Source organism: Pseudomonas sp. RIT778 (assembly GCF_019718735.1).
Taxonomy (GTDB): domain Bacteria; phylum Pseudomonadota; class Gammaproteobacteria; order Pseudomonadales; family Pseudomonadaceae; genus Aquipseudomonas; species Aquipseudomonas aphyarum.
The window spans coordinates 108,767-134,482 of the sequence record NZ_JAIHBA010000013.1 but is presented as its reverse complement, the minus strand read 5'-3'; the positions used below and the strand labels follow the sequence as shown (position 1 = coordinate 134,482).

Genomic DNA, 25,716 nt, shown 5'->3' with positions numbered 1-25,716 from the left:
CGACATCATTTTTCCCAAGATTGCCCGCAAGCAAATCGCTACACTGCGCCGATACCGCGTGCCGGACGCACGTGTGAGTCAACGATCAGCGGGATGCAGGAGAAAGGCGTGCTCAAGAAACTGGGAATCAAAGGTCGCGTATTGTTGCTGACCCTGTTGCCGACCAGCCTGATGGCACTGGTGCTGGGCGGGTATTTCACCTGGACGCAGCAGTCCGACCTGCAAACCCAACTGATGCAGCGCGGCGAAATGATCGCCGAGCAACTGGCTCCGCTGGTGGCACCGGCCATGGGCCACGGCGATGCCGAACTGCTTGAGCGCATCGCCACCCAGTCCCTCGAACAACCGGACGTGCGCGCCGTCACCTTCCTCGCGCCCGACCGCACTCCCCTCGCCCACGCCGGCCCGACCATGCTCAATCAGGCGCCGAGCGGCGACAGCGCGCACTTGCTGCGACGCAGCGGCAACGATGCCACGCGCTATCTGCTGCCGGTCTTCGGCAAACACCGCAACCTTGCCGGCGAGCTGATCCCGCAAGAGTCCGACCGCCTGCTCGGCTGGGTCGAACTGGAGCTGTCGCACAACGGCATGTTGTTGCGCGGCTATCGAAGCCTGTTCGCCAGCCTGCTGCTGATCGGCGCGGGACTGGCCGGCGCCGCGTTGCTGGCCTTGCGCATGGGCCGCACGATCAACCGCCCGCTGAGCCAGATCAAACAGGCCGTCGCGCAGCTCAAGGACGGTCACCTGGAAACCCGTCTGCCACCGCTGGGCAGTCAGGAACTGGATGAACTTGCGTCCGGCATCAACCGCATGGCCGGCACCCTGCAAAACGCCCGCGAAGAATTGCAGCACAGCGTCGATCAGGCCACCGAAGACGTGCGCCAGAACCTGGAAACCATCGAGATCCAGAACATCGAGCTGGACCTGGCCCGCAAGGAAGCGCTGGAAGCGAGCCGGATCAAATCCGAATTCCTCGCCAACATGAGCCATGAAATCCGCACGCCGCTCAACGGCATTCTCGGTTTCACCCATCTGTTGCAGAAAAGCGAGCTGACCCCGCGCCAGCTCGACTACCTGGGCACCATCGAAAAATCCGCCGACAGCCTGCTGGGAATCATCAACGAGATCCTCGATTTCTCGAAGATCGAGGCCGGCAAACTGGTGCTCGACCATATCCCGTTCAACCTGCGCGACCTGTTGCAGGACACCCTGACCATCCTCGCCCCCGCTGCCCACGCCAAGCAGCTGGAACTGGTGAGTCTGGTGTACCGCGACACGCCGTTGTCGCTGGTCGGCGATCCGCTGCGGCTCAAGCAGATCCTGACCAACCTGGTGAGCAACGCGATCAAGTTCACCCGCGAAGGCACCATCGTCGCCCGCGCCATGCTCGAAGAAGAAAACGACGACAGCGTGCAGTTGCGCATCAGCATTCAGGACACCGGCATCGGTTTGTCGAACCAGGACGTGCGCGCGTTGTTCCAGGCGTTCAGCCAGGCCGACAACTCGCTGTCGCGCCAACCCGGCGGCACCGGTCTGGGGCTGGTGATTTCCAAGCGTCTGATCGAGCAGATGGGCGGCGAGATCGGCGTCGACAGCACGCCGGGGGAAGGCTCGGAATTCTGGATCAGCCTGAACCTGCCCAAGACCCGCGACGACGCCGAAGACCTGCCTTCCGCGCCGTTGCTCGGGCGCCGGGTGGCGGTGCTGGAAAACCACGAACTGGCGCGTCAGGCCCTGCAGCATCAACTGGAAGACTGCGGCCTCGACGTCACGCCGTTCAATACCCTGGAAAGCCTGACCAATGGCGTTACTGGCGCCCATCAGACCGAACAGGCCATCGATCTGGCCGTGCTCGGTATCACCAGCAACGACATGCCGCCGGAACGCCTCAACCAGCACATCTGGGACCTTGAACACCTCGGTTGCCGGGTGCTGGTGTTGTGCCCGACCACCGAGCTGACGCTGTATCACCTGTCGGTGCCCAACCCTCACAGTCAGCTGCAATCGAAACCGGCCTGCACCCGCAAACTGCGCCGGGCCTTGTCGGACATGGTCAACCCGCGCCAGCCGCGCAGCGAACCGGGCGAACCGTTGTCGAGCCGCGCGCCGAAAGTGCTGTGCGTCGATGACAATCCGGCCAACCTGTTGCTGGTGCAGACGCTGCTCGAAGACATGGGCGCCAAGGTGCTGGCCGTGGAAAGCGGTTACGCGGCGGTCAAAGCGGTGCAGAACGAAACCTTCGATCTGGTGCTGATGGACGTGCAGATGCCCGGCATGGACGGACGCCAGAGCACCGAAACGATTCGCCAGTGGGAAAGCGAGCGGCACTGCACGCCGTTGCCGATCGTCGCCCTCACCGCCCACGCCATGGCCAATGAAAAACGCGCGCTGCTGCAAAGCGGCATGGACGACTACCTGACCAAGCCGATCAGCGAGCGGCAACTGGCGCAGGTGGTGCTGAAGTGGACTGGGCTGGCGTTGCGCAATCAGGCGCCGGACCGTGGCGGCGAAAGTCTGCTGGGTAATCAGGAACTGCCGATTCTCGATCACGAGGAAGGTCTGCGCCTGGCCGCCGGCAAGGCGGATCTGGCGGCGGACATGCTGGCGATGCTGCTGGCCTCCCTCGAGGCCGATCGCGAAGCCATCCGCACGGCCCGCGACAATCAGGATCAGAACAGTCTGCTCGAACGGGTGCACCGCCTGCACGGCGCCACGCGTTACTGCGGTGTGCCGCAATTGCGCGCCGCCTGCCAGCGCAGCGAAACCCTGCTCAAGCAACAGGATCCCAAAGCCTCGACCGCGCTGGACGAGCTGGAACGGGCGATCAATCGTCTGGCGGCCCAGGCGAAGATCAGCGCCTGATCCACGGCAATGCCGGTCAACGCCGACGCAGCTAAAGTTGTCGCGGGTGATTTGCGCCCGCGTCGATGCTCCAGGAGGATTTCATGCGCACGATCGTTTTCAGCAGCCAGACCTACGACCGCGACAGTTTCCTCGCCGCCGACTGCCCGGCCGGGATCGAACTGCACTTCCAGTCAGCCCGGCTCAGCCTCGATACCGCAGCGCTGGCCGAACATCACGAAGTGGTCTGCGCGTTCATCAACGATGACCTGAGCGCGCCGGTGCTGGAACGTCTGGCCGCTGGCGGCACACGCCTGATCGCCTTGCGTTCGGCCGGCTACAACCATGTGGATCTGGCCGTCGCCAAACGTCTGGGGCTGGCTGTCGTGCGCGTACCGGCCTACTCGCCCCATGCGGTGGCCGAACATGCGGTGGCGTTGATCCTCGCCCTCAACCGTCGCTTGCACCGCGCCTACAACCGCACCCGCGAAGGCGATTTCAGCCTGCACGGGCTTACTGGTTTCGATCTGGTGGGCAAAACGGTCGGCATCGTCGGCACCGGACAGATCGGCGCGACCTTTGCGAAGATCATGCACGGTTTCGGCTGTGAACTGCTGGCTTACGACCCTTATCCGAACCCTGCCGTCGAAGCGTTGGGCGCGCGCTACCTGAGCCTGCCGGACCTGCTGGCGCAAGCACGTATCATCAGCCTGCACTGCCCGCTCAACGAACAGAGCCGTCACCTGATCAACCGCGATTCGCTGGCGCACATGCAACCGGGGGCAATGCTGATCAACACCGGGCGCGGCGGTCTGGTGGACACGCCGGCGCTCATCGACGCCCTGAAGGACGGCCAGCTCGGTTATCTGGGACTGGATGTATATGAAGAGGAGGCGCAGCTGTTCTTCGAAGATCGCTCCGATCTGCCGCTACAGGACGACGTGCTGGCGCGGCTGCTGACGTTCCCGAATGTGATCGTCACTGCGCATCAGGCATTCCTGACCCATGAGGCGCTGGGCGCGATTGCCGCGACCACCTTGCACAACATCGCGACCTGGGCGGCAGGTACGCCGCAGAACCAGGTCGAAGGCTGAGGGATCGGACTCAGACCGGGGGCGGCGTCGGGGTAATCGCCACGCACAGGATCAACAGCGCCAGCCAGCCGAACCCCAGCAAACGTTGCTTGAGGGAGTGGCCGCTGCGCAGCAGGAACCAGACAAACACCAGCGGCATCAGAAACGCCATGATCTTCAGCCAGCCTTCCACCGGGCGCGAACCGTCCGGGTTCAACACCGGTTCGACAGGCTGCGAACGACGGCGTCGCCCCGCCGCGGCCGGCATGATCTTCGGCCGCTCGGGAGCCGGCGGCGGAACGAAGGCCTCGGGCACTGCCTTGTTACGCGGCAGGCTGCCAAAGGAAATCGTCGACGCGCCCTTTTCGGCGTGAGGAGCCTGTGCATCTGCCAGCGGAGCCCCGCAATGAATGCACGCCGTGGCTTCGGAGCTGATGCTCCGCTTGCATTCATAACATTCGATCAGCGCCATGTTCCGTTCCTTGAAAATGAAGGCGGCAGTTTGCCACGACTGCGGTGTCGATTTGAACCTGATCGAAGGTCGCACGCGCGCATCATTCTGCAATCAAGCCCGTGCTAGCATGTCGCGCATATTTGGAGGACCCATGGTCGAACACGATTTCCGCTACACCCTGATGAACCCGCAACACACCCTCACCGAATGCCGCGCCCTGGTTCCGGGCCGTTATCAGGTCACCGGCAACGGTGGCTCGATCCGCATCGGCGACGTGCTGGTCGTGACCCTCAAAGGCAGCAAGGACTTGTCCATGCGCCTGACCGTCGACACCGTCCGCCACCTGATCAACCCGCCGGGTCAATGGACTGCCATGACCACCGGCCCGGTGTTCGGTGAACTGGCGATCCACACCTGGCAGGTCAACTGCGACAGCTGCGCCAAGGAGCTGAGCTTCGAATTCGCGGTGGACGCCAAGCTGGGCAAGCCTGCTGAAAAACCGGCCGCCACCGCACGTATTGCTGAACTGGGCTGGAAAGCCGTCGGCGACAAGCACCTGTGCCCGAAATGCCAGGAGCCGGCGTGATGAAACACCTGGCCCTGACCGCCGCTGTCGGCGCCGGCCTGATGGGTTGCGCCGCGGAGCCTGTGCAACTGCAACAGAACCGCAGTTACATTCTGGAATGGATCGGCGAGCGTCCGCTGATGGACTACAGCCACCTGACCGTGACCCTCGGCGATGATGGCCGGGCCTATGGTAATGGCGGCTGCAACCACTGGTTCGCGCCTTACACTTTGGAAGGCGACAAGCTGAGCTTCGGCAAGATCGGCAAGACCCGCAAACTGTGTGCCCCGGCGCTGATGGAGCAGGAGCAACGCTTCCTCCAGGCCCTGGAACACGTGGAACGCTGGGACATCTCGCCGATCGAGCAGATGCGCTTCTGGCCTGCTGAAGGCAAGCCGTTGCGCTGGTGGCTGGAAGAAGGTTGATCCTTCGAATCGTTCCCACGCACAGCGCGTGATCGTTCCCACGCTCTGCGTGGTAACGCCGCCCCGGACGCTCCGCGTCCGCTGTGACGCAGAGCGTCACGGGATGCATTCCCACGCAGAGCGTGGGAACGATCAGCCAAGGCGAATCAGTTGGTAGCCTGCAACGCCTCAAGCTTCGCCATCACCCCTGCCGCCGTCTGCTCGCCCATCAACTGTTCCCGCACCTTGCCCTTGTTGTCGATGATGTAAGTCACCGGCAAGGCTTCACTGCGCGGCAGTTCGAACAATTCCGACGGATCCTGCGCCAGCACGGTGAACTTGATGCCCAGTTTTTCGCTGGCGCTCTTCAGCTCTTCACCCTGCACGTTGTCGAAGTTGACCCCGAACACGCCGATCTTCTTGCCCTTGAGCTCGTCGGCCAGGTGATTGAGTTCCGGGATTTCCGTGCGGCACGGGCCGCACCATTCGGCCCAGTAGTTGAGCACGACCCATTGTTTGTCGAGGCGCTCGGACGCCACTTTCTGCCCGTTCTGGTCGATGCCGTAGTCGTTACCGCAGCCCCCCAGCATCAACGCCCCGATGATCGTCAATGCCGCTGCCAGTGCCCGTGTCATGTCGTGTTCCTTGTGAAAAATTGAATGCGCCTGCGACCCATCGCCTCTCAAGGTTCTGGATTGCGCGCTGCACAGTTAGAATAGCCGCCACTCTACGCAAGAAGCGACCCGCCCATGACCGATCTGACGCTTTATCACAACCCGCGCTGCTCGAAATCCCGCGGTGCGCTCGAACTGCTCGAAGCCCGTGGCCTGACGCCGAACGTGGTGCGCTACCTCGAAACCCCGCTGGACGCCGCGCAGATCAAGGCCTTGCTCGGCAAGCTGGGAATCAGTGCACGGCAACTGCTGCGCACCGGCGAAGACGAGTACAAGACGCTGAACCTGGCCGATGCCAGTCTCACCGAGAAACAATTGATCGAAGCGATCGCGGCGCATCCGAAGTTGATGGAGCGACCGATTCTCGAAGCCGGCGACAAAGCCGTCATCGGCCGTCCACCGGAGCAGATCCTGGAGCTGTTGCCGTGAGTACGCCGTACATTCTGGTTCTGTATTACAGCCGCAGCGGTTCGACCAACGAGATGGCCCGGCAGATCGCCCGTGGCGTCGAGCAGGCCGGCCTCGAAGCGCGACTGCGCACCGTGCCGGCGATCTCCACCGAGTGCGAAGCCGTGGCGCCGGACATTCCTGATGAAGGAGCGCTGTACGCCACGCTGGATGACCTGAAGAACTGCGCCGGCCTGGCCCTCGGCAGCCCGACCCGTTTCGGCAACATGGCCGCGCCGCTCAAGTACTTCCTCGACGGCACCAGCAACCTGTGGCTGACCGGCGCGCTGGTCGGCAAACCGGCCGGGGTGTTCACGTCCACCGCCAGCCTGCACGGCGGTCAGGAAACTACCCTGCTGTCGATGATGCTGCCGCTGCTGCACCACGGCATGCTGATCACCGGCCTGCCTTACAGCGAATCGGCGCTGCTGGAAACCCAGGGCGGCGGCACGCCGTACGGCGCCAGCCATCACGCCGGGGCCGACGGTAAAAGCGGTCTCGATCAACACGAAGTGGCGCTGTGCCGCGCCCTCGGCGCACGCCTGGCCAAGACGGCCCAGAAACTGGGGAACTGAGATGGCCAGAAAGCCGAAAGTCCTGCCCGCCGTCGAATGGCTCGAGCCACGGGTGCGGGCGATGCGGGTGATCAGTCTGCTGTGCTTTTGGGGCCTGGCCGGACTGCTCGCCGCGTATTACCTGGTGTTCGCCGACCTGCACGGCGCGCGGCCGTGGGTGATTCTGCTGATCGAGCTGATCCCGTGGATCGTGCTCGCACCGGGCATGATCATGGGCAGCGCACGCGGGCATTCATGGATGTGCTTTGTGGTGAATCTGTATTTCATCAAGGGCGCACTGGCGGCGTATGACCCGAGCCGGCAGCTGTTCGGTGTGCTGGAGATGATCGCCAGTCTGGCGGTGTTCTGTTCGGCTTTGCTGTATGTGCGGTGGCGGTATCAGTTGAATCGCAAACTGGCGGGCGAAGGCGAAGTCTCCGTCGCCTGACAGACCGCTATCGCTGGCAAGCCAGCTCCCACAGGTTTCGGGATCGTTCCCACGCTCTGCGTGGGAATGCATAAAGAGACGCTCCGCGTCTCAGGGACGCAGAGCGTCCCGGGCGGCATTCCCACGCAGAGCGTGGGAACGATCACCCTAGGCTCAATGGTTGACGGTATACGCCAGCATCATCGAAATCTGGCTCATCGGCCGTCCGCCACTCTCTTCATGCCACTGGTTGAACGCGTTCTGCACCGTCGCCAGATCCCGCAGACTGCTCGGCACCTTGTCGACGATCTTCTGTGCATTCAACGCCGCGACCACGTCGTAGCTCGGCACGAACGTATCCTTGCCAACCATCCGCAAGAACCGTGGCGCCGACAGCCCGCCCAATTGATGCCCGTGCTTTTTCAGATAGGTCCACAAACCGACGATATCGGTCACCGGCCAATCGGCAATCAACGCGCCGAAACTGCCCTTCTCTTTCTCGACGTCCAGAATGAACTGCGCATTGCGCGGCACGCTCTTGAGCTTGCCCAGGTGACGGATGATCCGCGCATCCTGCATCAGCCGCTCAAGGTGTTCGGCGCTCATCAGCACGACCTTTTCCGGGTCGAACTTGAAAAACACTTCCTCGAAGGCCAGCCACTTGGCATCCACCAGGCTGTGCTTGAGCCCGGCACGGAACACCCGCAGGGCCATGGTCGAGAGGTAACGGTCGTCGCTGATCTTGCGCAGTTGCGCCGGGGTCTTGGGAACGGGCAGATGGGCTTCCAGTTCAGCCGCCGAACCGAAGCGGTTCAGACAGTATTCGTGCAGCCACTTGTAGTCGCGCATGCCCTCTCCTTTTGAATGAAACGAAAAACCAATGTGGGAGCGGGCTTGCTCGCGAAGACTGAGTGTCAGTCGACTCATGCATCGACTGGTACGCCGCCTTCGCGAGCAAGCCCGCTCCCACTTGGATTGTGTTTACAGGTTTACGACGTTGACGAATCGCGAAGCGGCGGTCTCATCAATCTTCAGGCTGGTGAAGTCAAACAGGTTACGGTCAGCCAGTTGCGACGGGATCACGTTCTGCAGGCTGCGGAAGATGCTTTCGGTACGGCCCGGGGTCTTGCGCTCCCAGTCCACCAGCATTTCCTTGACCACCTGACGCTGCAGGTTTTCCTGGGAACCGCAGAGGTTGCACGGGATGATCGGGAATTGCTTGAAGTCCGAGTAGGCCTGGATGTCTTTCTCGTTGCAGTAGGCCAGTGGACGGATCACCACGTTGCGGCCGTCGTCGGCGCGCAGCTTCGGCGGCATGGCCTTGAGGCTGCCGTTGAAGAACATGTTGAGGAAGAACGTCTCGACGATGTCGTCGCGGTGATGACCGAGGGCCATTTTGGTCGCGCCGATTTCGTCGGCGAAGGTGTACAGCGTGCCGCGACGCAGGCGCGAGCACAGCGAGCAGGTGGTCTTGCCTTCCGGGATCAGCTCCTTCACCACCGAGTAGGTGTCCTTCTCGACGATGTGGTACTCGATGCCAAGCTCTTTCAGGTAAGCAGGCAGCACGTGCTCGGGGAAGCCCGGTTGCTTCTGGTCCATGTTCACGGCGACGATCTCGAACTTGATCGGTGCAACCTTCTGCAGGTGCATCAGCACGTCGAGCATGGTGTAGCTGTCCTTGCCCCCGGACAGGCAGACCATGACCTTGTCGCCGTCTTCGATCATGTTGAAGTCGGTGACGGCTTCGCCGGCCAGGCGGCGCAGGCGCTTTTGCAGTTTGTTCTGGTTGACCGTAAGAGTGCCCATGACGCGAAATCCGTGAGGTGTGACGAAAGGCGGGCATTTTACGCAAAAACACTTGGCTTGTGGCCACAGGTTGTCGCCGCTTGCAGCGCCCGTCTGCACAGACCCCGACGCGATTACCCCGAGGTTTTACAGCGCGATTTGCTCTAAGCCCCTATCACCTGTGCGGTTAAGACCTTTCTATACTGCGACATAAGGTCGCACACAATCTGAAGACCTGTATTTGCTCGGCCGCATTGGCCCGTAGGCGCTCCGCTGGGGGGCGATGGCAATAACGAGAGGAGTGACTGGCATGATCCATCACGTAGTGGGACTTTTTACCCACCCCGATCAGGAATGGAAGGAAATCCGTGGCGACCAGGAAGAAAGCATCAGCCACATGTACCTGACGCACACGCTGATTCTGGCGGCGATCCCCGCTGTTTCGGCATTTATCGGCACGACTCAGGTCGGCTGGGTGATCGGCAACCGCGCACCGGTGATGCTCACCGTCGAAAGCGCGTTGTGGATGACGATCATGTCTTATCTGGCAATGCTCGGCGGGGTCGCGGTCATGGGTGCCTTCGTGCACTGGATGGCCCGCACTTATGACGCCAACCCGAGCCTGGCCCGTTGCGTGGCATTTGCCACCTACACCGCGACACCGTTGTTCGTCGGCGGGCTGGCGGCGCTCTATCCGCACATGTGGCTGGGGATGATCGTCGGCACGGCGGCCATCTGCTACACGGTGTACCTGTTGTATGTGGGGCTGCCGACCTTCATGAACATTCCGTCCGACGAGGGTTTCCTGTTTTCCAGCTCGGTACTGGCGGTGGGTCTGGTGGTGCTGGTCGCCATCATGGCGTTTACCGTGATTGTCTGGGGTCTGGGCGTGGGGCCCGTCTACACGAATTAGATAGCCGCAAGGCCGAGAAGAACAAGATCCGCCAACACAGGCCGCCGCGAGGCGGCCTTCTCGTGCCGGTTGAAAAAGAGCGACGACCATTCGGCAGCTCGACGATTCGCAACGTCCCGGCGTTGCGGCATACTCGACGCCTCTGGAGATCCATCAAGCATGCCCGAGCAACTCAATACCCGCGTCGAAGACTGTTTCCAACTCGCTGAATCCTTTTTCAAACGTCCCTTCAAACGCCCCGTGGTGAGCCTCAAGCTGCGCGGGCAAAAAGCCGGGGTCGCGCATCTGCACGAGAACCTGCTGCGCTTCAATCCGCAGCTGTACCGGGAAAACACCGAACATTTCCTCAAGCAGACCGTGGCCCACGAAGTCGCGCACCTGATCGCCCATCAACTCTTCGGCGACCGCATCCAGCCCCACGGCGAGGAGTGGCAACTGATCATGCGCGGCGTTTACGAATTGCCGCCGGACCGTTGCCATACCTATGAAGTCAAACGGCGCAGCGTGACCCGCTACATCTATAAATGCCCGTGTGCGGATAGCGATTTTCCGTTTTCGGCCCAGCGCCATAGCCTGGTCAGGCAGGGGCGGCGCTATCTGTGCCGCCGATGCCGCAACACATTGGTGTTCAGTGGCGAGATGCGGGTCGAGTAAGTCCCCATCTCGTTCCCACGCTCTGCGTGGGAATGTATCCCGTGACGCTCTGCGTCACAGTGGACGCGGAGCGTCCATGGCGGCATTCCCACGCAGAGCGTGGGAACGAGTTACAAAACCACTTTCGCGGCACGCAGCTCGGCAATTCGCTCAGGGCTCAACCCCAACTCCGCCAACACCTGATCCGTATGCTGCCCCAGCGCCGCGCCAACATGTCGCGGCGCCGGCAACGCTTCGGAAAACTTCAGCGGGCAAGCGATCTGCGCCTGCGCCGAGCCATCCCCACGCGGCACTTGCGTCACCAGTTCCCGCGCCTGCAATTGCGGATGCCGCACAGCCTCGCCCAGGTTCAACACCGGTTCGACACAGGCATCGATCCCGGCGAACAGCTCGCACAATTCGCCAAAATCATGCTTCTCGAACTCGACCTTCAAGGCGTCCTTGAGCGCCCGCTGTTGCTCGGGTCTGGGTGACAAGCCCTGCGCCGCCAGTTCCGGCCGACCCAGCGCCGCACACAGTTGCTGCATAAAGGCCGGTTCCAGACTGCCCACCGACATCCAGCGCCCGTCGCGGGAGCGGTAGTAATCGTAGAAGCTGCCGCCATTGAGCATCTGCTCTTCCCAGCCCGGCTCCTCGCCACAGGCCAGATACCCGGCACCGGCCATGGCATTCAGGCTGAATGCACAGTCGGTCATGCTCACGTCCAGATGGGTGCCCTGCCCGGTCTGCTGGCGGGAAATCACCGCCGCCAACAGGCCGATCACCCCGTGCAACGAGCCACCCGCGATATCCGCCACCTGCATGCCCAGCGGCAACGGCCCGCTGTCGGCGCGCCCGGTGTAGCTGGAGAGCCCGGCCAGCGCCAGATAGTTGATGTCGTGGCCGGCGCGATCCTTGTACGGTCCGGTCTGACCGTAACCGGTGATCGACACATAAATCAGCTTCGGATTGATCGCCTTCAGCGCCTCGTAACCCAACCCCAGCCGCTCCATCACACCGGGGCGAAACTGTTCCAGCACGATGTCGTAATCCGCCAGCAATTGCTTGACCAGCTCCAGCGCCTCGGGCCGCTTGAGGTCCAGCGCCAGACTGCGTTTATTGCGATTGAGATAAGCGTGACTGGCCGAGACGCCGTGATCGTGCGGCGGCAACACCCGCAACAGGTCGAGACGGGTCGGCGATTCGATGCGCAGCACTTCGGCGCCCATGTCCGCCAGCAGCAGCGAGGCGAACGGCCCCGGCAGCAGGGTCGAGAAATCCAGAATCTTCAGTGAGGCCAGCGGTGCAGACATGGGCGATCTCCATCAACGATGCATGCAGCCTAGGCAGCCAGCGGCGATGGGGCAATTACCGGATCCATCAGTTGCGCTGACCGTTGCGCTCAAACAGCAGGCAAGAAAAAACCCGCCGAAGCGGGTTTTTCCATTCAAGCGATGCTTACTTCACATTGCTCGGGGTCGGGCCTTCGGCCACGCCCAGGTCATCTTCTTCACGCTCGTCGGAGATACCGCGACCGCCCGAGGCCAGCTCGGATTGCAGCACATCGGTGTCCAGCTCCTTGACCCACTTGGCCACAACGATGGTGGCAACGGCGTTGCCGACCAGGTTGGTCAGGGCACGGGCTTCGGACATGAAGCGGTCGATACCCAGGATCAGTGCCAGACCGGCCACCGGCAGGTGACCTACGGCCGACAGGGTGGCCGCCAGTACGATGAAGCCCGAACCGGTCACACCGGCTGCGCCTTTGGAGGACAGCAGCAGCACCAGCAGCAGGGTGATCTGATGGGTGATGTCCATGTGGGTGTCGGTCGCCTGAGCGATGAACACGGCCGCCATGGTCAGGTAGATCGAAGTACCGTCGAGGTTGAACGAGTAGCCGGTCGGGATGACCAGACCCACCACCGATTTCTTCGCGCCCAGACGCTCCATCTTGATCAGCATGCGTGGCAGCGCCGATTCGGACGAGGACGTACCCAGTACGATCAACAGTTCTTCACGGATGTAGCGCACCAGCTTCAGTACGCTGAAACCGTGGGCCCGGCAGATCCCGCCCAGGACCACCAGCACGAACAGGATGCAGGTGATGTAGAAGCAGATCATCAACTGGCCCAACTGCACCAGCGAGCCGACACCGTAGGCACCGATGGTGAAGGCCATGGCACCCAGCGCACCCAGCGGCGCCAGTTTCATGATCATGTTGATGATGTTGAACATGACATGGGCGAAACGATCGATCAGGTCCAGCAGCGGACGACCGTACGAACCCAGGCGATGCAGTGCATAGCCGAAGATCACCGAGAACATCAACACTTGCAGAATGTCACCGGTGGCAAACGCGCCGACGATGGTGTTCGGGATCACGTTGAGGAGGAAGCCAACGATGCTCTGGTCTTTACTGGCCGTCACATAGGTGGCGATTTTCGAGGCGTCCAGGGTGGTGACGTCGATGTGCATGCCGGCGCCCGGCTGCACAACGTTGACCACGACCAGACCGATCAGCAGGGCAATGGTAGAAACGATTTCGAAGTACAGCAGCGCGTAGCCGCCGGTCTTGCCCACGGATTTCATGTTCTGCATGCCGGCGATGCCGCTGACAACGGTACAGAAGATGATCGGCGCAATGACCATTTTGATCAGTTTGATGAACCCGTCACCCAGTGGCTTGAGCGCCACACCGGTCTGAGGGTAGAAGTGACCGAGCAGGATGCCGATGGCGATTGCGACGATCACCTGGAAATACAGGGATTTGTACAGTGGCTGACGAGTCGTCATTGCAAAGTTCCTCAAGAGTCCCGCGTGGCAACATCCATCTGTTGTACGCGACACTTGAATTGCGAACCCTCCTGCACTGGAGGGATTTGTTGTGTCGAACGGCGCTTTTCCGGACCGGCTCGGCGCACGCTTCTGTCGCTCTTATCGCAAACGTCGTGCCACTTTGGTGCAAATCGCTGCAAGCCTTTTGATATCAGGGGATACGGCTTTTTCCGTGTCACCGTTCGGTTACTCAAGTGTGGCGGATTTCCGCCAACTCGCCCGACCTCGTCCTACAATTTGGCGGAAATCCGCCTTGTTACCGATCAAAGGCAGCCGCTACCATCGGTCGCCAGAGGAAGGATCTGCCGCTCATGCGCGAACGCACCATCGCCAGTCACTTTGCCCGCGCCGCCCTCGGTGGCGCGCGGCGCTCGGGTTACGACTATTCGGACCTGCTGCAGCAACTGGGCATCAGCCCCGAACTGCTTGACGAGCCGCGCGCGCGGATCGCCCCGGAGCAATTCACCCAACTGATCCAGAACCTGTGGCTGGCCCTGGACGACGAATACCTGGGTTTTGGCAACGCTCCGAGCAAACCCGGCAGCTTCGCCATGATGTGCCATGCCATCATTCATTGCCGCAGCCTGGAGAAGGCTCTGCAACGCGGCTTATTGTTTTATAGCCTATTCCCCGAAGCCCCGCGCCTGACCCTGACCCATGAAGACGAATGGGTGCGCCTGAGCCTCGACGATGCGCAATTGTGGGACCCGGATCACTTTCTCAGCGAGAGCCTGCTGGTGATCTGGCATCGCCTCGGCAGCTGGCTGATCGGCCAGCGGATTCGCTTGGAACAGGCCAGCTTCAGCTACCCGAAACCGGCGCACGGGGCGGAATACGACCTGCTGTTTTCCTGTCCGCTGGAATTTTCTGCAAAGCAAAGCAGCCTGGTATTTCACAGCCGTTATCTGCACATGCCGCTGTTGCAGGACGAACGCACCCTCAAGCACTTCCTCGAACGTTCCCCCGCCGACCTGCTGTCCCGTCCGGACGACGGCAACAGCCTGAGCAGCCGGCTACGTCGTTTGCTTAGTCATGACAGCGCACGCTGGCCGGACCTGGAAGCGGTGGCCGCGCACCTGCACATCAGCCCGCAAACCCTGCGCCGGCATTTGCGCGAGGAAGGCACCAGTTTTCAGGAATTGAAGGATCAGCTGCGGCGGGACATCGCGATTTATCACCTGGGGCGGGCCGATCTGTCGTTGCAACAGATCGCCGAACAGCTCGGGTTCTCCGAGCCGTCGGCGTTTCATCGAGCGTTCAAGAAATGGACGGGGCTGACGCCGGGGGCTTATCGGGCGCAGGAGCAGTAGACCGTCACACCGCCGGAAAATGAATTCTGAACGCCGCCCCGCCCATCGGCGAATCCCCCAAAGTCAGCTTGGCGCTGTAGCTCTCGATGATGTCCTTGACCACTGCCAGCCCGATGCCCTGCCCCGGGTGCTGGCGGTCGAGGCGTTCGCCGCGTTCGAGAATCCGTGCGCGCTGATCCGGTGGTACGCCGGGGCCGTCGTCTTCGATGCACAGTTCAATTCCGTCCAGGCCTTCGCGCACGCTGATGCGCACTTCGCCCAGGCACAGGCGATAGGCGTTTTCCAGCAGGTTGCCCATCATTTCCAGCAAGGCGCCCTGCTCGATCGGCACGTAACAGTGCTCCGGCAGATCGAAGGCGACGCGCACGTGTTTGTCGCGGTAAACCTTGTCCAGCGTGTCGCACAGGCTTTGCAGCACCGGGCGCAGGCGTACCTGATGGCGCACCAGACCGCTTTTGCGCAGGCTGGCGCGCTGTAACTGGTAGCCGATCTGCTGGCTCATGCGTTCGATCTGGGTTTGCAGCACCCAGGCTTGATCGCGGTCTTCGGGGCGCTGGGCCATGTCTTCGCTGACGCCTTGCAATACCGCCAGCGGGGTTTTCAGGCTGTGGGCCAGATCGTCGAGGGAGTCGCGGTAACGGCTGCGCTGCTGGCGCTCGCTGTGCAGCAGGCGGTTGAGGGAACCGGTCAGGCGCAACAGTTCACGCGGGTGCTGTTCGCTGAGGCTTTCGAGGGTTCCGCCTTCGATTTCGTCGAGTTCCTGGCTGAGCCGGCGCAAGGCTTTCAGGCCCCAGGTCAGGCCGATCCACAGCAGCGCCAGCAGCACCAGCAACGCCGCACCGAAACCGAGGTAGAGATTTTCCCGCAGGCCTTCGAGGGTGGTTTCGTATTCGCGCACCGGTTGCAGGGCCACGATACTGAAGGCTGCGCTTTTGCCGCCGAGCAGTTTGACTTCGACGTCATAGACGAAGAATTCCTGCCCGTTGGCTTCGCGGATCCGCGCGAACTCGTTGCCGAGGCCGTCGTAGCGCGGCGTGTAGTTGATCTTCTCTTCCTGGGTGCCCTTCGAGCGCCAGACCAGATGCCCTTCGCGGTCATAGATGTAGCCGAGCAGGCGATTGTCCGTGAGGTTGAAGCGCTCGTCGGGCAACTGTGCCGGCATCATCAAGCGGTTGTTTTCAACCCGCGCGGCGGAGATCAGCGTGGTGACGTCGGACGCCAGCCGCTGCTCGATCGAGTCCTGCAACGCCAGGCTGAACGCGCCCTGCATCGCCGGGAGCAACGCGAGCATGAACAACACCGCCAGGGTGGTGGCGGCGAGCATCAGCCGGACGCGAAGGGAACGGATCAAGTGCAGCGCTCATTGAACAGGTAGCCGAGGCCGCGCACGGTGTCGATCGGCTTGAACCCGGCCGGGCCTTCGAGCTTGCGGCGCAGACGGCCGACCAGCACTTCGATCACGTTCGGATCGCGCTCGTCGTCATCCGGGTACAGCTGCTCCATCAACCGATCCTTGGGCACCACCTGCTGGTGATGGCGCATGAGGTATTCGAGGATCCGGTACTCGTAGGCGGTCAGCGCCAGCGGTTGCTCGTCGAGGGTCGCCTGCTTGCGATTGAGGTCCAGCAACAGCGGGCCGGCGACGATGGTCGACTGGGTAAAACCGCTGGAGCGGCGCAGCAAGGCATTGAGCCGCGCTTCGAGTTCTTCGAACTGGAACGGTTTGACCAGATAATCGTCAGCCCCGGCTGCCAGACCTTCGACCTTGTCCTGCCAGTTGCCGCGCGCGGTGAGGATCAGGATCGGAAACGTCTTGCCGCCCGAGCGCAGCTGGCGGATCAGATCAAGGCCACTCATGCCCGGCAGGCCAAGGTCGATCACCGCCAGGTCAAAGTTGAATTGCCCGGTCTGGTACAACGCCTCTTCGGCATTGGCCACGGACTCGACCACGTGACCGCTCTCCGTCAGGCGGGTTTGCAGGTGATGGCGCAACAGCGCTTCATCTTCGACGACCAACAGTTTCATAACCTTCTCCCGGGTAAAACGAAATCTCCAGACAACCACCTGTGGGAGCGGGCTTGCTCGCGAAGGCGATGTATCAGCCAACATTGTTGTCGACTGACAGACCGCTTTCGCGAGCAAGCCCGCTCCCACAGGGGCTAGTGCAAGCCGTGCTTTAGAAAGCGTAGTTGGCCGACAGGTAAGTCTGGGCGCTGCTGGTCAAATCCAGCGAGCCTTGCTTGCTGCCGCCGCTCTCTTTCATCTCGGTGCTGGCGTTGCTGCGCAGGTAACGGTAACCGAGTTCTACCGAGGTGTTCTGCGAGACTTGCTGCAGCACACCGAACTGGCCGCCGACGGCGTAACCGATGTCACTGTCGCGGCTGTAGCTTGGCGAATCCTGGGTCAACTTGGTCAGACCGGCCGTGGCGCCACCGAACAGCTTGGTGCTGCTGCCCACCGGGTAGAACAGATCGTAGCTGCCCAGCAGGTTTTCCTGGCGCAGTTTAATGCCATTGTGCGAGCCGGACACGTTGTCGTAGGTGGCGTAGTAGCGACCCTGGCTGTTTTGCTGACCCAGGCGCAGGCCGTAGGTGTTGTTGCCGTCGATGGCCGCGGTGGCGTCCGGGTGGCCGAGGTTGTCGTTCAGGGCGTTGGATTTCTTGATCTTGTCGCTGGTCTGGCCGAAGGTCAGGCCGGCGAAGTTGGTGGTGGTGTCGGCATGGGCGGCGATGCTTGCGCTCATGACGGTGAAAGCCAGCAGCAGTTTGTTCAAACGAGTCATTGAGTGTTCCTCAGTTGTGCTCTTCGGGTATGGCGCAAGGTTACTGACCCTCCCCTGTACCGCCCCTGAACGCTCTCTGAACCTCGCCTGAATGAAATGAACTAGGCTGTTTTGACCCCTTATTGTCCGGAGACCCGATCATGCGCCTGCTTCTAACCCTCGCCCTCCTTGTCTTCAGCGGCCTCAGCCAGGCTGCGATCAAGACCGAGGAAATTCCCTATCAGAGTGCCGACGGCACGAAGCTGATCGGTTACTACGCCTACGACGACGCGATCAAGGGCCCGCGCCCCGGCGTGGTGGTGGTGCATGAATGGTGGGGCCTGAACGACTACGCCAAGCGCCGCGCCCGGGATCTCGCCGGGCTCGGTTACAGCGCGCTCGCCATCGACATGTACGGTGAAGGCAAGAACACCGAGCACCCGAAAGACGCGATGGCGTTCATGCAAGCCGCCACGCAGAACGCCGATGCGGCCAGCAAACGCTTTCAGGCCGGGCTGGATCTGTTGAAGAAACAGCCGCAGACCGACAAGGATAAAATCGCCGCCATCGGTTACTGCTTCGGCGGTGGCGTGGTGCTGAATGCGGCACGTCAGGGTGTGCCGCTGGCCGGCGTGGTGAGTTTTCACGGTGCGCTGGCCACCAAGACTCCGGCTACGCCGGGCAGCGTGAAGGCGAAAGTCCTCGTCGAACACGGCGCGCTGGACAGCATGGTCACCCCGGACAACGTCACGGCGTTCAAGTCGGAAATGGACAAGGCCGGCGCCGACTATCAATTCGTCAGCCTCGACGGTGCCAAGCACGGGTTCAGCAATCCTGACGCGGATCGCTTGAGCCACGGCGATCACGGTGGCCCGGATATCGGCTACAACAAGGCTGCCGATGAAAAATCCTGGGCGGACATGCAGGCGTTCTTCAAGAAGATCTTTGGCTGAACCCGGTCGCCCCCTCGCGCTGATGCTGATCGTTCCCACGCTCCGCGTGGGAATGCAGCCCGGGACGCTCCGCGTCCCTTCGCTGTGTGACGCGGAGCGTCACTGTATGCATTCCCACGCGGAGCGTGGGAACGATCATGGATCGAGGCTTCGGCGTGGGAACGATCACTTCCTCTGCACTATCCAGCCCGAAGACAACCCGGCAAAATGCCCGACATGACTGCCAGCCCTTTCCTCCCCGCCTGCTGTACCCCGCTCGATGCCCATTGGCCGCTGCCGACGGTGTTGCCCGACACCGTGTTTCTGAGCACCCATTTCGATCCGTCGCTACTGCTGGGCGATGACTTCCGGCGCAGCGCCATCGAGACGCCGCCGAGCATTCAGCGTTCGGTGGCCAAGCGGCAGGCGGAATTCCTTGCCGGGCGGATTTGTGCCCGGGCGGCGTTGCAGCAGCTGGAAGGCTCGAGCACTGTTCCGGCGATTGGCGAGGATCGCGCGCCCATTTGGCCGGCGCACATCTGCGGCTCGATCACCCACAGCACCGGCCGTGCGGCAGCGATTGTCGCCAACAAACAGCACTGGCGCGGGCTGGGCATGGATCTGGAAAACCTGCTCAACGCCGAACGCGCCGAGCGGCTGGCCGGAGAAATCCTGACCCCGCCGGAAATGCAGCGCATGGCCGCCGGTTCCCGGGATCAGATCGCGCTCTGGGTGACCCTGACCTTTTCGGTGAAAGAAAGCCTGTTCAAGGCGCTGTACCCGATCGTGCAGCAGCGCTTCTACTTCGAACACGCCGAGGTGCTGGAGTGGAATGAACAGGGTCAGGTACGGCTGCGGTTGCTGACGGACCTGTCCAGCGAATGGCGCAACGGCACGGAGCTCGATGCGCAATTCGGCGTGCAGGACGGGCAGTTGCTGAGTCTGGTCAGCATTCCTGCCTGAAGGTTTGTACTGTTTGGAATGGCCCTATCGCGAGCAAGCTCGCTCCCACAGGTCTGCGCGCTTGCGGGTGGGAGCGAGCTTGCTCGCGAATGGGTCAGCATTGAGCAATGCGAGATCAGCGCCGCTCCTGATTCCTCGGCCAGCTCAGGCTGAAGCACGCTCCGCCCAGACTCTTGCTCTTGCCGATCAGCGCCCGGCCGTCGTGCCAGTGGATGATCCGCCGCACGATCGACAGGCCCAGCCCGTGCCCGCCGGACGCCCGGGTGCGACTGTCGTCCAGGCGCAGGAACGGCGTAAAGATTTTCTCCCAGGCGGTTTCCGGCACGCCGGGGCCGTCGTCCTCAACATCCACCCGGCAACGCATCTGCCCGACCTGATAACTGACCGTGACCTTCGAGCGTGCATGGCGCATGGCGTTGCTCACCAGGTTCTGCAGGGCCCGGTGCAGGTAACGCGGCTCGGCCTCGACCCAGGCGTCATCGCAATCCGCCGCCGACAGGCACAGACCGCGCTGTACCGTGACTTCGGCGCGCAGAGGCGCCAGCTCTTCGATCACCTGATTGACCAGTGCATCCAGATCGATGCGCTGGAAGGTCAGCGCCGGCGAGCCCTGCTCCAGCCGGGCGTACGTGAGCATTTCATCAACGAGCTTGTCGAGGTCCTCGATGTCGTGGTCCATGCCCTCGCGGTATTTTTCCAGCGCCTGCGGGGTGGTGGCCGAGCCGATCATCTCCAGACCGAAACGCAGGCGCGCCACCGGCGTGCGCAATTCGTGGGACACCGCGCGCACCAGTTCACGCTGGATCGCGAGCAACTGCTGCAAGTGCTCGGCCATGCCGTTGAACGCCGCCGCCAGCTTGCCCACCGAGTCGGCACCACGGGCCGGCACCCGGGTTTCCAGGCTGCCTTTGGCGATGCGCGTGGCGGCGGCTTCGAGCCCGCGCAAACGCCGTTCGAGCTGACGCACCAATAGATAGACAATCAGGCCGATCAGAGTCAGGCCGAGGGCGGCGATCAGCACCAGCCATTCCGGCGGGTACGGGTTCATCTGATACAGCGGCCCGATTTCCAGCACCCACGGCGTGCCGACCATGCCGGCGAACACCCGGATCGAATCGCCGCCCTTGCCCAGCGCCATCACCGTATCGCCCTCGGACACCCGACGGCTCTGGTCTTCGTCCATGTCGGCATCGCTGACCGTGACCAGCCGCAAATCGAAGCCGAAGCCTTTGTCTTCTTTCAACTGCGCCAGTCGTTTGGGCTGCTCGCCCACGGGCACCCGCACCAGTTCATCGGCCAACAGGTAAATGGTCGCCCGGGCCAGCTGCTCGCTGATCTGCTGCACCTCGCCTACCAGCACCAGTTGATCCTTGTCGCTGACCAGCCGATAGACCTTGGCCGCGTGCGGGCCGGTCTGTTCGACCAGCGCCTGGCCGCGCTGCACCCGGGTGCGCTGGGTCAGGTCGAGATCGGTCTGGGCAAAGGTCTTCAGCGCCAGCGGAATCCCGAGCAGGCGCTCCCACACCAGCAAGGCGCGATGACGCTCGGTTTCGTTCATCGGTTGCAGGTTGTCGGCCATCAGCGAAAACGTGCCGTGGGCCAGACGCTCGCGGTATTGCTCGCTGCGCACCTGGTTGAGCAGGTGCAGCGCCAGCACGCCGAGCACCGCCACCAGAATCAGCGCCGCGCACATGCCGCCATAGATGCGCAGGAAGATCGAATTCACAGCGGCAGTTCTACGCAGGCTTCCGGCACGAACAGATAACCTTTGCTGCGCACGGTCTTGATCAGGCGCGGGTGATCGGGGTCATCGCCGATTTTCGGGCGGATGCGCGAGATGCGTACATCGATCGAGCGATCCTGGCCGTCGTAACCGATGCCGCGCAGTGCGGTGAAGATTTCTTCCCGGGACAGGATCCGTCCGGCGTTGGACACCAACAGCCAGAGCAGATCGAATTCGGCGCTGGTCAGCTCGATGCCACTGTCGCTGAGCCAGGCTTCGCGCAACGCGTTGTCCACCACCAGCGGGCCGAATTGCAGCCGACGCGGATTGCCGGCCGGCGCCTCCGGTGTGTCACTGCGTCGCAGCAGCGCCTGGATACGCGCCAGCAACAGTCGCGGGCGCACCGGTTTGCAGACATAGTCGTCGGCGCCGAGATCCAGGCCGAGGATCTGGTCGGCGTCATCGGTGCGCGCGGTGAGCATCAGGATCGGCCCGTCGTAACGGTCACGGACCTTGCGGCAGATGCTCAGGCCGTCTTCGCCGGGGAGCATCAGGTCGAGGATCACCAGGTCCGGCTGTTCCTTGATGATCCGCGCCGCCGCCAGCGCCCCGTTGCCTTCGATCTCCACGCGCAATCCGTTGGCTTGCAGGTATTCACGGGTCAGTTCGGCCAGACGCTGGTCGTCCTCGACTATCAATACCTGCCAGGCTTCTTGCTCCACGGGTGACCTCTGCTTGCCGATGCTGCTTATAAAGGAAGGATCCTCCCGTCTTTTTGTCATCTTTTAGGAGGATAAGAATGCGTGCGCATGGGCCGATTGTATAAACGGCGTACAGCCAGAACACAAGTCGGTAAATGCGTTCGGACAAGGCGGATTTTTGTGATAGGGTTCGCGCCCTCAAAATTCCGCCGCGGCATTTTTTTGCGGTGGAAAACAGTGACAAACGGTCTAGCTCAGCAGGTTCGCGGCCTACACGTGAATTCGACATTTCGCACACAATTTACGCACAGGGTTATCCACAGGCTGTCCGTTGCAATCCTCCCCCAAAACGCATTATCTTGTAGCCCGCGCTTGAAAAAACCCTACATGTAGGGGTTGAGGCCAAAAAACCAAACACAAACCGGACAGTGAATTCAAGGCTTTTTATTGCCATTGTCGGGTTGAACCAAACGTATTTTCAGAAGCCCAAACCGCGCCTGCGGATGGCTACCGTTTTTCAGCCGATCACGGCGTAAACGGTACGGGTGTTGCAGTCCCAAACTGCTCCCCGAAAGGAATGCGGTTTCACGCGTATCGCGCGAACCGAAGACTTCGGCATGGAAGCGGCGCCCACAAGGCCCCCTTCCTGAACTGTCCCGAAGTCGTTACCCGGCAACTGCCGGTCGTAGTGCTTCAGGACGGAACGGTGGGCACCGTGATGGTGCCCAAACAAACATAGAGAACGTGGAGACACCCATGCAAACCGACACAACTCGCGAGAACCCGCAGGGCACCTTGCCGCAGGCCGCCGATTCGAATTCGGATCTGGCTGCCACCGCGCCTGGCCAACTGCGTGTGATCAAGCGTAATGGCACTGTCGTTCCTTACACCGATGACAAGATCACCGTCGCTATCACCAAAGCGTTTCTCGCAGTTGAGGGCGGCACCGCTGCCGCTTCGTCGCGAATCCACGACACCGTTGCCCGTCTGACCGAACAGGTCACCGCGACCTTCAAGCGTCGCATGCCGTCGGGCGGCACCATCCACATCGAAGAAATCCAGGACCAGGTCGAACTGGCCCTGATGCGTGCCGGCGAGCAAAAAGTCGCTCGCGACTACGTGATCTACCGTGACGGTCGTTCGAAAGAACGCGCTGCCCACGCTCCGGCCGAAGCCGCAGTCAACGCTCACCCGTCGATCCGCATCACCCGCGCCGACGGCACTCTCGCGCCGCTCGACATGGGCCGCCTGAACACCATCGTCACCGAAGCCTGCGAAGGCCTGGCTGAAGTCGACGGCGACCTGATCCAGCGCGAAACCCTGAAGAACCTGTACGACGGCGTGGCCCTGAACGACGTCAACACCGCGCTGGTAATGACCGCGCGTACCCTGGTCGAGCGCGAGCCGAACTACTCGTTCGTGACCGCCCGCCTGCTGATGGACACCCTGCGTGCCGAAGGCCTGGGCTTCCTGGGCGTGGCCGAGAGCGCCACTCACCACGAAATGGCCGACCTGTACGCCAAGGCCCTGCCGGCCTACGTCGCCAAAGGTATCGAGTTCGAACTGCTGAACCCTGTGCTGGCCTCCTTCGACCTGGAAAAACTGGGCAAGGCGATCAACCACGAGCGCGACCAGCAATTCACCTACCTGGGCCTGCAGACCCTGTACGACCGTTACTTCATCCACAAGGATGGCGTGCGCTTCGAACTGCCGCAGATCTTCTTCATGCGCGTGGCCATGGGCCTGGCGATCGAAGAGAAGCAGAAAGAAGACCGTGCGATCGAGTTCTACAACCTGCTGTCCTCGTTCGACTACATGGCTTCGACCCCGACCCTGTTCAACGCCGGTACCCTGCGTCCACAGCTGTCGAGCTGCTACCTGACCACCGTGCCGGATGACCTGTCGGGCATCTACCACGCGATCCACGACAACGCCATGCTGTCGAAATTCGCTGGCGGCCTGGGCAACGACTGGACTCCGGTGCGTGCACTGGGTTCTTACATCAAGGGCACCAACGGCAAGTCGCAAGGCGTGGTTCCGTTCCTGAAAGTGGTGAACGACACCGCCGTTGCCGTTAACCAGGGTGGCAAGCGCAAAGGCGCTGTGTGTGCCTACCTGGAAACCTGGCACATGGACATCGAGGAGTTCATCGAACTCCGCAAGAACACCGGTGATGACCGTCGTCGTACCCACGACATGAACACTGCCAACTGGATCCCTGACCTGTTCATGAAGCGCGTCTTCGATGACGGCAAGTGGACCCTGTTCTCGCCGTCCGAAGTACCGGACCTGCACGACCTGACCGGCAAGGCCTTCGAAGAGCGCTACGAGTACTACGAAGCCCTGACCGAGTACCCAGGCAAGGTCAAACTGTTCAAGACCATCCAGGCCAAAGACCTGTGGCGCAAGATGCTGTCGATGCTGTTCGAAACCGGCCACCCATGGCTGACTTTCAAGGATCCGTGCAACTTGCGCAGCCCGCAGCAGCACGTCGGCGTTGTTCACAGCTCGAACCTGTGCACCGAGATCACCTTGAACACCAACAAGGACGAGATCGCGGTCTGCAACCTGGGCTCGATCAACCTGCCGAACCACATCGTCGACGGCAAGCTGGACACCGCCAAGCTCAAGCGCACCATCGATGTAGCCGTGCGCATGCTCGACAACGTGATCGACATCAACTACTACTCGGTACCGCAGGCGAAGAACTCCAACTTCCGCCACCGTCCGGTCGGCCTGGGCATCATGGGCTTCCAGGACGCGCTGTACCTGCAGCACATTCCTTACGGCTCCGACGCTGCCGTCGAGTTCGCCGACAAGTCGATGGAAGCGGTCAGCTACTACGCGATCCAGGCTTCCTGCGACCTGGCTGACGAGCGCGGCTCGTACGAGACGTTCCAGGGTTCGCTGTGGTCCAAAGGCGTACTGCCGCTGGATTCGCAACAGATCCTGATCGAAGCACGTGGCCAGAAGTACATCGACGTCGACCTGACCGAGTCCCTGGACTGGGCACCGGTTCGCGCCCGTGTACAGAAAGGCATCCGTAACTCGAACATCATGGCCATCGCACCGACCGCAACCATCGCCAACATCACCGGCGTATCGCAGTCGATCGAACCGACCTACCAGAACCTGTATGTGAAATCGAACCTGTCGGGCGAATTCACCGTGATCAACCCGTACCTGGTTCGCGACCTGAAGGCTCGCGGTCTGTGGGACTCGGTCATGATCAACGACCTGAAGTACTACGACGGTTCGGTTCAGCAGATCGAGCGCATCCCGCAAGAACTCAAAGAGCTCTATGCGACCGCGTTCGAAGTGGACACCAAGTGGATCGTTGACGCCGCCAGTCGTCGTCAGAAGTGGATCGACCAGGCCCAGTCGCTGAACCTGTACATCGCCGGCGCATCGGGCAAGAAGCTGGACGTGACCTACCGCATGGCCTGGTACCGTGGTCTGAAAACCACCTACTACCTCCGTGCCCTGGCCGCGACCAGCACCGAGAAGTCGACCATCAACACCGGCAAGCTGAACGCTGTATCCAGCGGCGGCAACCACGGCGACGACTCGGTCCTGGCAGCCCCTGCCGGCCCTGCTCCAGTACCGAAGGCTTGCGCCATCGACGAGCCGGATTGCGAAGCTTGCCAATAAGCTGAGCTGAATCGGGCGTTGCAAAACGCCTGACCCGAGAAACCCCCGACAGACTTCTGGTTTGTCGGGG

At 61.9% G+C, this 25,716-nt stretch carries 24 protein-coding genes; 13 read left to right on the top strand and 11 right to left on the bottom strand.

Going from position 1 to position 25,716, the window contains the following annotated elements; all coding sequences use genetic code 11:
• Positions 1–108: 108 nt before the first annotated feature.
• Positions 109–2,862 carry a response regulator gene (locus tag K5E37_RS10550; protein ID WP_007957774.1) on the top strand — a complete coding sequence of 918 codons (2,754 nt, stop codon included), beginning with the start codon at positions 109–111 and terminating at the stop codon, positions 2,860–2,862.
• Positions 2,863–2,945: 83 nt separating this feature from the next.
• Positions 2,946–3,935: a 2-hydroxyacid dehydrogenase gene (locus tag K5E37_RS10545; protein WP_085607391.1), complete on the top strand. Its 990-nt coding sequence runs from the start codon at positions 2,946–2,948 to the stop codon at positions 3,933–3,935.
• Between the two features lie 10 nt (positions 3,936–3,945).
• Here the strand turns inward: K5E37_RS10545 and K5E37_RS10540 are convergent, their stop codons facing one another.
• A complete protein-coding gene (locus K5E37_RS10540) occupies positions 3,946–4,386 on the bottom strand; it encodes a hypothetical protein (RefSeq protein ID WP_085607393.1) in 441 nt (146 codons plus the stop codon).
• Between the two features lie 133 nt (positions 4,387–4,519).
• Here K5E37_RS10540 and K5E37_RS10535 point away from each other — a divergent pair, with 133 nt between their 5' ends.
• Complete coding sequence (locus K5E37_RS10535) at positions 4,520–4,954, top strand: hypothetical protein (protein ID WP_007957770.1); 435 nt, start codon at positions 4,520–4,522, stop codon at positions 4,952–4,954.
• Entirely contained in the window at positions 4,954–5,358 is a 405-nt protein-coding gene (locus K5E37_RS10530; RefSeq protein WP_007957769.1) for an META domain-containing protein, read from the top strand. The genes K5E37_RS10535 and K5E37_RS10530 overlap by 1 nt, the downstream gene beginning before the upstream one ends.
• A 146-nt stretch (positions 5,359–5,504) precedes the next feature.
• Here K5E37_RS10530 and K5E37_RS10525 read toward each other — a convergent pair whose 3' ends face one another.
• A complete protein-coding gene (locus K5E37_RS10525; protein ID WP_007957768.1) occupies positions 5,505–5,972 on the bottom strand; it encodes a TlpA disulfide reductase family protein in 468 nt (155 codons plus the stop codon).
• Positions 5,973–6,086: 114 nt separating this feature from the next.
• Here K5E37_RS10525 and arsC point away from each other — a divergent pair, with 114 nt between their 5' ends.
• Genes arsC through K5E37_RS10510 form a run of 3 tightly spaced genes read left to right on the top strand, consistent with a single transcriptional unit; the run spans position 6,087 to position 7,460 of the window.
• Complete coding sequence (gene arsC / locus K5E37_RS10520) at positions 6,087–6,440, top strand: arsenate reductase (glutaredoxin) (protein WP_011335489.1); 354 nt, start codon at positions 6,087–6,089, stop codon at positions 6,438–6,440.
• Positions 6,437–7,033, top strand: a complete 597-nt coding sequence (wrbA, locus tag K5E37_RS10515; RefSeq protein ID WP_085607395.1) for an NAD(P)H:quinone oxidoreductase — start codon at positions 6,437–6,439, stop codon at positions 7,031–7,033. The genes arsC and wrbA overlap by 4 nt, the downstream gene beginning before the upstream one ends.
• Before the next feature lies 1 nt (position 7,034).
• Positions 7,035–7,460, top strand: coding sequence for a DUF2069 domain-containing protein (locus K5E37_RS10510; protein ID WP_221533762.1), 426 nt, complete (start codon positions 7,035–7,037; stop codon positions 7,458–7,460).
• Between the two features lie 153 nt (positions 7,461–7,613).
• Here the strand turns inward: K5E37_RS10510 and K5E37_RS10505 are convergent, their stop codons facing one another.
• Positions 7,614–8,288, bottom strand: coding sequence for a DNA-3-methyladenine glycosylase I (locus K5E37_RS10505; protein WP_221533761.1), 675 nt, complete (start codon positions 8,286–8,288; stop codon positions 7,614–7,616).
• A 132-nt stretch (positions 8,289–8,420) separates the two neighbouring features.
• Positions 8,421–9,245, bottom strand: a complete 825-nt coding sequence (ttcA, locus tag K5E37_RS10500) for a tRNA 2-thiocytidine(32) synthetase TtcA (protein WP_064598661.1) — start codon at positions 9,243–9,245, stop codon at positions 8,421–8,423.
• Between the two features lie 289 nt (positions 9,246–9,534).
• Here ttcA and K5E37_RS10495 point away from each other — a divergent pair, with 289 nt between their 5' ends.
• Together K5E37_RS10495 and K5E37_RS10490 are read left to right on the top strand one after the other, a co-directional pair.
• Positions 9,535–10,137 (top strand): Yip1 family protein, encoded by a 603-nt coding sequence (locus tag K5E37_RS10495; RefSeq protein ID WP_007957761.1) that lies wholly within the window; start codon positions 9,535–9,537, stop codon positions 10,135–10,137.
• A 159-nt stretch (positions 10,138–10,296) separates the two neighbouring features.
• Positions 10,297–10,791: a SprT family zinc-dependent metalloprotease gene (locus K5E37_RS10490; protein ID WP_007957760.1), complete on the top strand. Its 495-nt coding sequence runs from the start codon at positions 10,297–10,299 to the stop codon at positions 10,789–10,791.
• A gap of 110 nt (positions 10,792–10,901) precedes the next feature.
• Here the strand turns inward: K5E37_RS10490 and K5E37_RS10485 are convergent, their stop codons facing one another.
• Together K5E37_RS10485 and K5E37_RS10480 are read right to left on the bottom strand one after the other, a co-directional pair.
• Positions 10,902–12,083: a CaiB/BaiF CoA-transferase family protein gene (locus tag K5E37_RS10485; protein ID WP_221533760.1), complete on the bottom strand. Its 1,182-nt coding sequence runs from the start codon at positions 12,081–12,083 to the stop codon at positions 10,902–10,904.
• Between the two features lie 145 nt (positions 12,084–12,228).
• Positions 12,229–13,563 (bottom strand): dicarboxylate/amino acid:cation symporter, encoded by a 1,335-nt coding sequence (locus K5E37_RS10480; RefSeq protein ID WP_085607405.1) that lies wholly within the window; start codon positions 13,561–13,563, stop codon positions 12,229–12,231.
• A gap of 353 nt (positions 13,564–13,916) precedes the next feature.
• On the opposite strand from K5E37_RS10480, the gene K5E37_RS10475 reads away from it, so the two are divergent.
• The gene (locus K5E37_RS10475; protein WP_221533759.1) at positions 13,917–14,915 is read left to right on the top strand and encodes an AraC family transcriptional regulator; all 999 of its coding nucleotides are present in this window, start codon (positions 13,917–13,919) and stop codon (positions 14,913–14,915) included.
• A gap of 4 nt (positions 14,916–14,919) precedes the next feature.
• Here the strand turns inward: K5E37_RS10475 and K5E37_RS10470 are convergent, their stop codons facing one another.
• The 3 genes from K5E37_RS10470 to K5E37_RS10460 form a co-directional block, all read right to left on the bottom strand.
• Complete coding sequence (locus K5E37_RS10470) at positions 14,920–16,266, bottom strand: ATP-binding protein (RefSeq protein WP_085607411.1); 1,347 nt, start codon at positions 16,264–16,266, stop codon at positions 14,920–14,922.
• Positions 16,263–16,940 carry a response regulator transcription factor gene (locus K5E37_RS10465; protein WP_011335499.1) on the bottom strand — a complete coding sequence of 226 codons (678 nt, stop codon included), beginning with the start codon at positions 16,938–16,940 and terminating at the stop codon, positions 16,263–16,265. Before K5E37_RS10465 ends, K5E37_RS10470 begins: the two co-directional genes overlap by 4 nt.
• 151 nt (positions 16,941–17,091) lie before the next feature.
• The gene (locus K5E37_RS10460) at positions 17,092–17,697 is read right to left on the bottom strand and encodes a hypothetical protein (protein WP_007957751.1); all 606 of its coding nucleotides are present in this window, start codon (positions 17,695–17,697) and stop codon (positions 17,092–17,094) included.
• A 140-nt stretch (positions 17,698–17,837) separates the two neighbouring features.
• Here K5E37_RS10460 and K5E37_RS10455 point away from each other — a divergent pair, with 140 nt between their 5' ends.
• The gene (locus K5E37_RS10455; protein WP_007957749.1) at positions 17,838–18,629 is read left to right on the top strand and encodes a dienelactone hydrolase family protein; all 792 of its coding nucleotides are present in this window, start codon (positions 17,838–17,840) and stop codon (positions 18,627–18,629) included.
• Positions 18,630–18,845: 216 nt separating this feature from the next.
• Entirely contained in the window at positions 18,846–19,571 is a 726-nt protein-coding gene (locus K5E37_RS10450) for a 4'-phosphopantetheinyl transferase (protein WP_221533758.1), read from the top strand.
• A 115-nt stretch (positions 19,572–19,686) separates the two neighbouring features.
• On the opposite strand, the gene K5E37_RS10445 is transcribed toward K5E37_RS10450, so the two are convergent.
• Both K5E37_RS10445 and K5E37_RS10440 read right to left on the bottom strand, forming a co-directional pair.
• The gene (locus tag K5E37_RS10445; RefSeq protein WP_007957745.1) at positions 19,687–21,297 is read right to left on the bottom strand and encodes an ATP-binding protein; all 1,611 of its coding nucleotides are present in this window, start codon (positions 21,295–21,297) and stop codon (positions 19,687–19,689) included.
• Positions 21,294–22,016, bottom strand: coding sequence for a response regulator (locus K5E37_RS10440; protein WP_085745108.1), 723 nt, complete (start codon positions 22,014–22,016; stop codon positions 21,294–21,296). The genes K5E37_RS10445 and K5E37_RS10440 overlap by 4 nt, the downstream gene beginning before the upstream one ends.
• Before the next feature lie 735 nt (positions 22,017–22,751).
• On the opposite strand from K5E37_RS10440, the gene K5E37_RS10435 reads away from it, so the two are divergent.
• Entirely contained in the window at positions 22,752–25,646 is a 2,895-nt protein-coding gene (locus K5E37_RS10435; protein ID WP_179694063.1) for a ribonucleoside-diphosphate reductase subunit alpha, read from the top strand.
• Positions 25,647–25,716: the final 70 nt, after the last annotated feature.